This is a genomic window from uncultured Gemmiger sp. (genome assembly GCA_944388105.1).
GTDB lineage: Bacteria > Bacillota > Clostridia > Oscillospirales > Ruminococcaceae > Gemmiger.
Map to the genome: position 1 here is coordinate 1 of CALXHN010000078.1, position 9,825 is coordinate 9,825.

At 59.5% G+C, this 9,825-nt stretch carries 8 protein-coding genes; 7 read left to right on the forward strand and 1 reads right to left on the reverse strand.

What is annotated here, in order from left to right:
- A partial coding sequence (locus tag Q0K17_RS08705) for a rhamnogalacturonan acetylesterase (protein WP_294542328.1) occupies window positions 1-473 on the reverse strand: 473 nt, incomplete at its 3' end.
- Window positions 474-744: 271 nt separating this feature from the next.
- Here Q0K17_RS08705 and Q0K17_RS08710 point away from each other — a divergent pair.
- From Q0K17_RS08710 to Q0K17_RS08740, 7 genes are all read left to right on the forward strand, one after another.
- A complete protein-coding gene (locus tag Q0K17_RS08710; protein WP_294542330.1) occupies window positions 745-3,021 on the forward strand; it encodes an AraC family transcriptional regulator in 2,277 nt (758 codons plus the stop codon).
- Between the two features lie 200 nt (window positions 3,022-3,221).
- Window positions 3,222-4,160: an ABC transporter permease subunit gene (locus Q0K17_RS08715; protein ID WP_294542331.1), complete on the forward strand. Its 939-nt coding sequence runs from the start codon at window positions 3,222-3,224 to the stop codon at window positions 4,158-4,160.
- A complete protein-coding gene (locus Q0K17_RS08720; RefSeq protein ID WP_294542333.1) occupies window positions 4,161-5,033 on the forward strand; it encodes a carbohydrate ABC transporter permease in 873 nt (290 codons plus the stop codon). It begins immediately after the preceding gene.
- Window positions 5,034-5,114: 81 nt separating this feature from the next.
- A complete protein-coding gene (locus tag Q0K17_RS08725; RefSeq protein ID WP_294542339.1) occupies window positions 5,115-6,617 on the forward strand; it encodes an extracellular solute-binding protein in 1,503 nt (500 codons plus the stop codon).
- Window positions 6,618-6,727: 110 nt separating this feature from the next.
- Complete coding sequence (locus Q0K17_RS08730; protein ID WP_294542345.1) at window positions 6,728-7,990, forward strand: glycoside hydrolase family 28 protein; 1,263 nt, start codon at window positions 6,728-6,730, stop codon at window positions 7,988-7,990.
- A 12-nt stretch (window positions 7,991-8,002) separates the two neighbouring features.
- Entirely contained in the window at window positions 8,003-9,538 is a 1,536-nt protein-coding gene (locus Q0K17_RS08735; RefSeq protein WP_294542346.1) for a glycoside hydrolase 43 family protein, read from the forward strand.
- A gap of 12 nt (window positions 9,539-9,550) precedes the next feature.
- The coding region (locus Q0K17_RS08740) for an ankyrin repeat domain-containing protein (RefSeq protein ID WP_294542347.1) at window positions 9,551-9,825 on the forward strand (275 nt) is incomplete at its 3' end.

Consider the following 9,825-nt stretch of genomic DNA (forward strand, 5'->3'; position numbering starts at 1 on the left):
GTCAGGTCGATGAGGGGCAGATGTTCCCGTTCTGCCAGACGGCGGGCTGCATCCGGCCAGGGACCATGGGTGGGCAGCAACCGACCATCTTGGAAGCGGCGTCGGACCAGCGGGGTGATGAGCACCGGCAGGGCGCCCCGGTCCAGGGCGGTGCGGGCATAGGCCAGAAGGTTGGCGGCGTAGGTTTCGGGGGAGGTGAACCGGCTGGGATCTTCCTTCTTTTCGTCGTTGTGGCCAAACTGGATCAGCAGTAGATCCCCGGGACGCAGTCCTGCTTCCACCGGGGCAAAGAGTCCTTCCTCCCGGAAACTTTTGGTGCTGCGGCCGTTGCGGGCATGGTTGTGCACCGGGATGCCGGGGCGCAGATACAATTCCAGGACCTGCCCCATTCCACACTGGGGCCAGGTGTCGATCCGGTTGTGCTGTACGGTGGAATCCCCGATCCACCAGATGGCTTGCGGCTGGTTTTGCATGGGAGGAACTCCTTTCGGCAGAGGCTGCCTTGACTGTGAACGGTTTTATTATACCCTGATGCAAAGGGGGCGGGCAAGTGTCCGCTGACCGGAACGCAAAAAGGTTCCTTGTTAAAAAAAGAACGTAAAAACGAATAATGTGAAGAAGTGTTCCCTGCCGGGTGAAGAAATGTTCCCTGGGAACTGCCGTGAAACGGTGGCGGGGAAATAGGCTTTATGTTATACTGAAATGCACAGTTTTGGGCAATCAGCAGAAAAGGAGAGGATCGTGTTGGCATTCCGGCCGAGAAAAGCAACAGGTTCCCCCGGGGCTTTCATTCCGGGGCGGCTGCGCCATGCACTGCGGGAAAATTCGGTAATCCGGTTCCTTCTGGCACATCTGCTGACGCTGGGGATTGTCATGATCATTTGTGCCAGCGGATTCCACAGTGCGTTGGATATTGTCCGGCAGGATATTCTGGAAAGCAGCGGCTTTGCCATGGAACAGGCGGTGGATGCGGTGACCAACCGGCTGGTCACCCTGCGCATCATCGGGCTGCAGGTCATCAACACCGACAGCATCCGGGAACTGGGAAGCAGTTCCCCCCAAGACAGTAATTATGCCTTCCTGGCCCAGCGGGCGGTCAAGGATTATACCGAATATCTTCTGTATCACGAAGAAGCCCTGGACCAGAGCAGTTTTTTGTATTTTCAGAATCTGGACAGAGTCCTGTACCGGGGCAGTGTTTATCGGCCGGGGGTGTTCCGCCAGTATCTGGACAGCTGGAATATCGATGATGCCCAGTGGCAGACGCTCAGCACCTGCACCGATCCCTACCCCCGCTTCTGGGGCAATGAATCGGGGGACCTGTACTACATCTTCCCCTGCACACTGCCGTTTCAGGGGCAATATCTGGGAGCCTTGTACTTTCGGATCGGTCACGATGAAATACGGCAGCAGTTTTCCTTTTTGGAAGAGTACAAGGACTATACCCTGCTGGTCTGCGACGAAAACGGACAGCTGGTGTACAGCGAAGATCGGCTGGGGCTGACAGAAACCACGCCGGTAAGCCACTGGCTGGAGAAGGCCGAAGCCCGGCAGGAAGGCAGCAACCTGATCTGGACCGTCAAAGCCGATGAACGGCTGGGGCTGTGGATGGTCCTGGTGCTTCCTGAACAGGAGGCCATGCGAAAACTGACGGCATTGTCCGTCCAGACTTTGGGGCTGACCCTTCTGGCGGGCATACTGGGATGCCTGATCTCTCTGTACTTCTCCCTGCGCAGCGGCCGTCCGGTGAACGCGATGGCCCGGGCTCTGCGCAGAACGGAGGAAGGGCTGAGCGCGGACCTGGACCATATCGGTGACGCGGTGCGCCGCCTTCTGGAGGACAACAAAAACCTTCAGCTTCAGAAAGAACAGGCAAAACCGGCACTGCGCAAGGCGTTTTTCCACGATCTTCTCAAATCCGACTTTGTTTCTCGAAGTGAGATGGAGTATATGGCCGGCAGGGCGGGGCTTTCCCTCACCGGCGGCACTTACTGCGCGGCGGTGATGCGGCTGCACCCCCAGATCGATATTGACGCAATCGACGGGCAGACGGTGGAGGAGGCCCGGATCCTGCAGCAGGCGGTCAGCGCCGAAATCGACGCCCGGTGCGCCCGGGAGGTCTGGTCGTACAAGCGCAGTACACTGATCACACTGTATATCTTTGATATCAAAAACCAGGAACCCCTTTTGCAGATCCTGCGGGATGTGGTGGAATGGCTCCATCGCAATTATCAGGTGGAAGCCTGCTGGGGCGTCAGTACGCCTTGCACCGACCTGATGGATTTCTGGAAAAACAGTGAGGAAGCCAGCGCTGCCCTGCGTGAAAACGACGGCAGCGACCCGGTTGTGGTGTACAGCTGTGCCCGCAAGGTGGATGACCTGTACTATCTGCCCTATATTGTGGAAGATCGCCTGGTACAGGGGCTGCGGTCCGGGGACGGTGCCGCTGTGGAAACTGTGCTGGGGCTTCTGCAGCAGGAAAACTTTGTCCGACGCAACCTGGGGCGAATCCAGTTCCAGCGCTTCAGCCGGCGCATTGTGGAGATCCTGGCTGCCCGCATGGAGGTGGCAGCAGAGGAAAGTCCCGAACTGACCGAACTGAACCGGCTGGCCTTTGCCTTCCACGGTGACTGCGAACCCTATTTTGAAGCCCTCAACAGTCTGTGTCATGCGCTGTGTGAGGACACGGCCCGGCAAAAGAGCGCCCGGCGCAGTGAGAATGTCCGGGCCATTGAAGGGTATATCCAGACGCATTACCGGGACCCCAACCTCTGCCTGGCAATGGTCAGTGCGGAATTCGGCCTTTCAGAAGGGTATCTGTCTTCCATATTCAAAAAAGAGACCGGCATCAACTTTGCCGAATATCTGGAACAGCTCCGCGTCAAGGCGGCGCGAGTCCTGCTGGAGGACGGTACCAAGGTCACCGATGTTTCCCGCATGGTGGGGTATAACAGCATCCAGTCTTTCCGCCGTGCCTTCAAGCGGGTGATGGGCGTCAGCCCCAGCGAATACCGTCGCTGAAAGAAAAGAACGATACAACATAGAATGCAGGGAACCGTTTTTCCACAGGGACAACGGTTCCCTTTTTTTGGCATGGAACAGATGGCATCATGCGGGCAGCCGCCCCTTTTTTGCCGGTCCGGGCCGTGGTATGGTGGGAACAGCGAAGGCCGGCACCTCAACCCAGCCGCCTGACGAAATGAAGAAAGGAGCCTTTCCCTATGCCAACCCTGATAAAGGCAAGAGCAGCAACGGAAGAGCGCATCGGTCTTTCCACCTGGCAAAAGGTCAAAAAGTACCGCGCCTTCTATGTTATGTTTCTGCCTCTGCTGATCTGCCTGGTCGTTTTTTCCTATCTGCCGATGGTCGGCGTGCTGTATGCCTTCACCGATTACACCCCCTTCAAGGACCCATCTTTCGTGGGACTGGCCAACTTCAAAAAACTCTTCAGCCAGGCCGGATTCTGGCAGGCATTCTTCAACACCCTGCAGATCAGCACCTTGAAACTGATCTTCAGCATGGCGTGCAGCATCCTGCTGGCCCTGATGCTGGATGAGATCCGTTGCAAGTGGTTCAAAAAACTTTCCCAGACCATTCTGTATATCCCGCACTTCATGTCCTGGGTCGTGGTGGCGTCCATCTTCACCATGTTCCTTTCCCCCAAAAACGGCCTGATCAACGGTGTGATCGAGCTGTTCGGCGGTACGCCCATTTATTTCCTGGCTGACGAAAACTGGTGGCGTCCGGTGTTCTACGTCATCTCCTGCTGGAAGGAGATCGGCTGGGGCACCATCATCTATATGGCCGCCCTCTCTACGGTGGATATGGAACAGCACGAGGCGGCCATCATTGACGGCGCCACCCGGCTCCAGCGCGTGATCCATCTGACCCTGCCTTCCATCTCCGGCACCATCGTGACGGTGTTCATCCTGAACCTGGCCAAGGTCCTGAACCTCTTCGATCCTGTGTGGGTGCTGCAGAACGCCATGGTCATCAATGTTTCGGATGTGTTGGAAACCTATGTCTACCGCATGGGTATTTCCGGTTCCCAGTACGGTCTTTCCACGGCAGCCGGTCTGTTCAAATCGGTTATCTCGGTGGTGCTGGTCACCGTTGCCAACAAACTCAGTAAAAAGATCACCGGCGAGGAGGTATTGTAAATGGGTCTCAATTCCAAGGAGCGGTTCTCTTTTGCCAAAGGCTACCGGGGCCGGACTCTTTTCCTGATGTTTGACTTTGCCCTGCTGGGCGCGCTCATGTGCATGATGGTGCTGCCCCTGATCAAGGTTCTGGTGGATTCGGTGGACCCCACCAGCTATGGTGTCCGCCTGATTCCCCGGGTGGTGGATTTCAGCGCCTATGAGATGATCGTGCGCAACTCCACCCTGTACCAGCCTTTCCTGGTTTCCATCTACACCACGGTGGTGGGCACCATCTTCGGTCTGCTGGTCACCACCATGGGCGCCTATGTGCTGATCCAGAAAGATATGCCCGGCCACCGGCTCATGGGCAAGCTGGTTCTTGCTACCATGCTGTTCAACGGCGGCCTGATCCCCACCTACCTGACCATCAAGAACCTGGGCCTGATGAATAATATGCTGGCCGTCATCGTGCCCTGCAGCGTAGGCGCTTACAACACCATCCTGATGAAGAGCTTCTTTGCCTCCATCCCCGGGGAACTCTTTGACTCCGCTGCCATTGACGGTTGCTCGCCCTTCGGCGCGTTCTGGCGGATCATGCTTCCCCTGTCCAAGCCGGCACTGGCTTCGGTGGGCCTGTTCATCGCCGTGGGTCTGTGGAATGAATACATGCACTTCATTCTCTATATCACCGACCCCGAATGGCAGAGCTTCCAGGTGAAGGTTCGTTCCCTCATCCTGGAGGACGGTTTGTCAGGTACATCCATCACCCTTTCACAGGAAATGCTCAAATCCGCCACCGTGGTTGTGGTTGTGGTGCCGTTCCTGCTGATCTATCCCTTCGTCCAGAAATACTTCACCAAGGGCGTGACCCTGGGTGCCGTCAAGGGATAACCCTCTGTTTGGTATTGCGGCGCAGCGCAAACGCCGTGTACAATAGAACTAATCGACCCCATAGAAGGAGGAAAACCAACGATGAAAAAACAAATCGCAATGCTGCTGGCAGCGGCCAGCTTTGCCACCCTGCTGGCGGGCTGCGGCGCTTCCGGCACCACCTCGTCCGAAGGTGCCGCGGGTTCCACCGGCTCTGCCTCGGCTTCCGCCGAGACTGCCGGCAATGCCTATGAAAATGCCGCCAAGCCGGAATCCATTACCTGGTGGGTCCACGACGGCATGAAGCTGGAAGAAGGCACCGACCTGTGGGTCGAGGAATTTGAGAAAAAGACCGGCATCGGCATGGACCTGCAGATCATCGACAACAACGAATACTACACCAAGCTGGAAGTGGCCTATGCTTCCGACACTGTCCCCGACACCTTTGACCTGGACGGTGCTCATCTGGGCACCTACGCTGCGCAGGGGGCCATCGCAGACCTCACCGATCTGGTGAAGGAGAGCGGCCTGTACGATAAGATCGACCCCGCGCTGTGGGATTCCCTGACCCTCAACGGCCGCATCTACGGCGTTCCCCGCGAAGTTCCCTCCGCCTGCGTGACTTACGTCCGTAAGGATTGGCTGGATCGCCTGGGCATGGATGTTCCTACCACCTACGATGAATTCATCGAGATGCTGACCCGCTTCAAGAACGAGATCCCCGAATGCACCGTTCCCTACACCGCTCCCGCCATGGAGAATGTGAACATTGCCCAGAATATGGCTGAGTTCTTCCAGGGCGCCACCCTGGATTACACCAAGGTGGACGGCGTCTGGGTTGACGGAATGGCACAGGACAACATGGTGGAAGCCCTGCAGCGTGTGCAGGATGCGTATGCCGCCGGCCTCATCGACACCGAAGTGGTCACCAACACCACCAGTGCCTGCCGTGACGAATGGTATTCCGGCGGTGTGGGCGTCTTCGCCTACTGGGGCGGCAACTGGGGTGAGACCCTGACCAGCCGCGTCAAGCAGAATGTCCCCGAAGCCGAAGTCGTGGCCATTCCCCCCATCGAGGGTGCCACCTACCTGTACAGCGCTCCCTCCGTTCAGGTCATCTCCTCCAAGCTCAGCGAAGAAGAGATCGCTTCCATCTTCAAGTATTTCATCGAGTATGCCCATGACGGCGCCGAAGGCCAGGTCCTCTTCCAGAGCGGTGTGGAAGGCGTCCACTGGGCCCAGGACGGCGACAAGCTGGTTCCTCAGCCCAGCCTCTCCAACCCTGAAGAAACCTTCCGCAAGGCCTGGATCACTCCCTGGATGAGCACCAACCCCCTCACCGTCACCGACAAGAACATGGACCTTGAACCTGCCATCACCGAGTCTCTGGCTGTGGTTGACGCCTATGCCCAGCCGCTGTATGTCTTCCCGGTGTCCGAGACCCGTACCATGATCAATTCGGATCTGACCACCACCCGTCTCAACGTCTTTGCCCGCGTCATGATGGGCCAGATGTCTCCTGAGGAAGGTGTGGCCGAATACAAGGCCCAGGCGGAAGCTCTCGGTGTGTCCACCGCGCTGGAGGAAATGAACGCCAACAGCTGATCACCAACCATTCTCTGTCCTCTGTGTGATAACGAAGGAGGGGAGCGGGAGCTTTCCCGTTCCCCTCTTTCATTTTGTCTGCCGGGCCCCGCCTGGTGAAAGGAGAAACCATGACCATTGATCTGACACAGTTTGCCCCCGAAAAAGGGGCGCACTGGACCCAAGCCTTTGCCGCTGCGCTGGAAGCCCTGCGTCCGGAGGGCGGTGTGCTTCGGGTGCCCGCAGGCCGCTATGAAACCGGTCCTGTACGCCTGTTCTCCCACACGGAACTGCGGCTGGAACCGGGGGCGGTCATCGCCTTTGTGGCGGAGCCGGAAGCCTTTCCGCTGCAGGAATGCCAGTATGAAGGGCGGATCACCCGCCGCCCCCAGCCCTGCCTTTCCGCATTCGGGGCGCAGGATGTGGCCGTAACCGGGCAGGGTGTTATTGACGGCGGCGGTGCCGGCTGGTGGGCTGCGCACCGGGCCGGGACCCTACAGCATGGACGGCCCTACCTGCTGCATTTTGAGGACTGCACAAGGCTGCGCATCCAGGGCGTACACTTGCAGAACAGCCCTGCTTGGACGGTCCATCCGCTTCGCTGTGCGGATGTGATCATTCGGGACATCTCCATCAGCAATCCCTACGATTCCCCCAACACGGACGGCATCAATCCGGAAAGCAGCCGGGATGTGCGTATCCTGGGCTGCCGGGTGGATGTGGGGGATGACTGCATCACCCTTAAATCCGGTACCGAGGATACCCCCGCCCCTGCCCCCTGCGAGAATATCGTCATTGCGGATTGCTGCCTGGTCCATGGCCATGGGGGCATTGTCATCGGCAGCGAGATGAGCGGCGGTGTACGCAATGTGACTGTGACAAACTGTGTCTTTACAGGCACTGACCGGGGGATCCGCATCAAGACCCGGCGCCGCCGGGGCGGTCGGGTGGAAAATCTCCGCTTCTCCAATCTGGTCATGGACGGCGTGCTCTGCCCCTTTGTCTTCAACATGTATTACTGCTGCGGTACCAGGGAAGAAGACCGTTGGGTATGGGAAAAGACCCCCTATCCGGTGGACGGCGGCACGCCCTTCTTCGGCAATATCAGCATCAGCGGGGTCACTGCCACCGGGGTGCGGGCTGCGGCCGGTTTCTGCTGGGGGCTGGCGGAAAGCCCGGTGCGGGGGCTGTCCATCCGGGACTGCCGCATTGAGATGGAACCCGGTGCGGAACCGGGGGTGCCGGCCATGATGGGCGGCTTGGAAACGGTGAGCGGCGCAGGATTCATGCTGCGCAATGCCCGGGAACTGCTGGTGGAGGGTGTCACCGTGATCGGACACCGCGGTCCCGCTTTTGACGCTGACCAAACCGTGACGGGAAAACTGCCCGAATAAAAGGAGAAAGCCATGCTGTACAACTGTGTGAACAAAGACTGCTATGAAAATCCCGTGCTGGAGATGGACTACTCCGACCCGGATGTGATCCGCGTGGGGGAGGACTATTACCTGGTCTCCTCCAGCTTTACCTACCTGCCCGGTGTGCCGCTGCTCCATTCCCGGGACCTGATCCACTGGGAACAGCTCAGCTGGTGCCTGCCCCGTCTGCCCTTCGCCCGGTATGACCTGCCTGCTCACGGCTGCGGTAGCTGGGCACCGTCCATCCGGTACCATGAAGGGCGGTTCTACGTCTTTATTCCGCTGCCTGACGAGGGAATCTTTGTGGTCACCGCCACCGACCCCCGCGGCCCGTGGAGCGAACCCCACTGCATCCGCGAAACGGTGGGCTGGATCGACCCTTGCCCCTTCTGGGATGAGGACGGGAACGCCTATATGGCCCACGCCTTTGCCAACAGCCGCTGCGGCATCAAGCACCGTATCGATGTCTGCCGCATGTCGCCCGATGCTTCCCGCCTGCTGGATGACGGCGTTCAGGTCTACTGCAATCCCCAGCTGCATCCCACCATGGAAGGCCCCAAAATGTACAAGCGGGAAGGATACTATTATATCTTTGTCCCGGCGGGCGGGGTGGCCACCGGCTGGCAGACAGTCCTGCGCAGCCGCAGCCCGCTTGGTCCCTATGAGGCCAAGGTAGTGCTCCACCAGGGGCTGAGCACGGTCAACGGACCCCATCAGGGCGCATGGGTCACGACCCCGGAAGGCGCAGACTGGTTCTTCCATTTCCAGGATGCCGGTGTCCACGGGCGTATCCTTCACCTGCAGCCCATGTGCTGGGTGGACGGCTGGCCGGTCATGGGCCGTGATCGGGACGGGGACGGCATCGGGGAACCGGTGGACAGCTGGCCTTTGCCTCTGCCCGCTGCCCTGCCGCAGCATCCGCTTCAGCCGGATGACGGCTTTGAGGGCCCCGACCTGGCGCTGTGCTGGCAGTGGCAGGGGAATCCCCGGCAGGAATGGTACCGGGTGGAGAACGGGCTGCGGCTCTTTATGCCGCCCTGTGCCCGGGGAGAAAGCCTGTTGTGGTATATGCCCAATGTTCTGACCCAGATCGCGCCTGCAAAGCAATACACCATGCGCACCACCCTGACCCTGGAAGACGGGGAGGATGGGGATGAGGCCGGACTGACGGTGATGGGGCACCGCTATTCCGCTCTTTCCCTGCGCCGCACGGGGGGAGAATACCGACTGGTTTTGACCCGGGGTCTTGTGACCGAGCGGACCGCCCAGGGAGTGGCGGTGGAGCAGGTGGCGGCGGAACAGCCTTTCCGGGGCAACACCGTATCCCTGGAACTGCGGTTTGACCCCGATGGTATGGTGCGCTATGCCTGGGCCATCCCCGGGACCACCCCCACCGTGATCGGTCCTGCCTGCCCGGCGGACAAATCCACCTGGTCGGGGGCACGGCCCGGCCTGTTTGCACGCAATCACCTCAACCGTCCTACCTCCGGCAGCGCCCGGTTCGACGGCGCCCGGTTCGGAATCTGAAAGGAGCCTGCGATGGAAGTACAACAGTATGTGGAACGTCTGGAAACCGGCCGGCCGGAACTGGCCCGGGAATGGCTGGCAGCCCATCCCGCCGTTATGAATGCGTCGGATGACCAGGGCGTTCCGGTGGTGCTCCGCGCCATGGAAACCGGCAGCGAACCCCTGATCCGGTATCTGGTGGAAGATACCGTGACCAAAGTGGCCGTTCGTGACCGGGATGGGGCCGGTGTGCTGCATTATGCGGCGCGGCGGGGCAGCCCTTCCCTGTTGGCCTACCTGGTGGAACG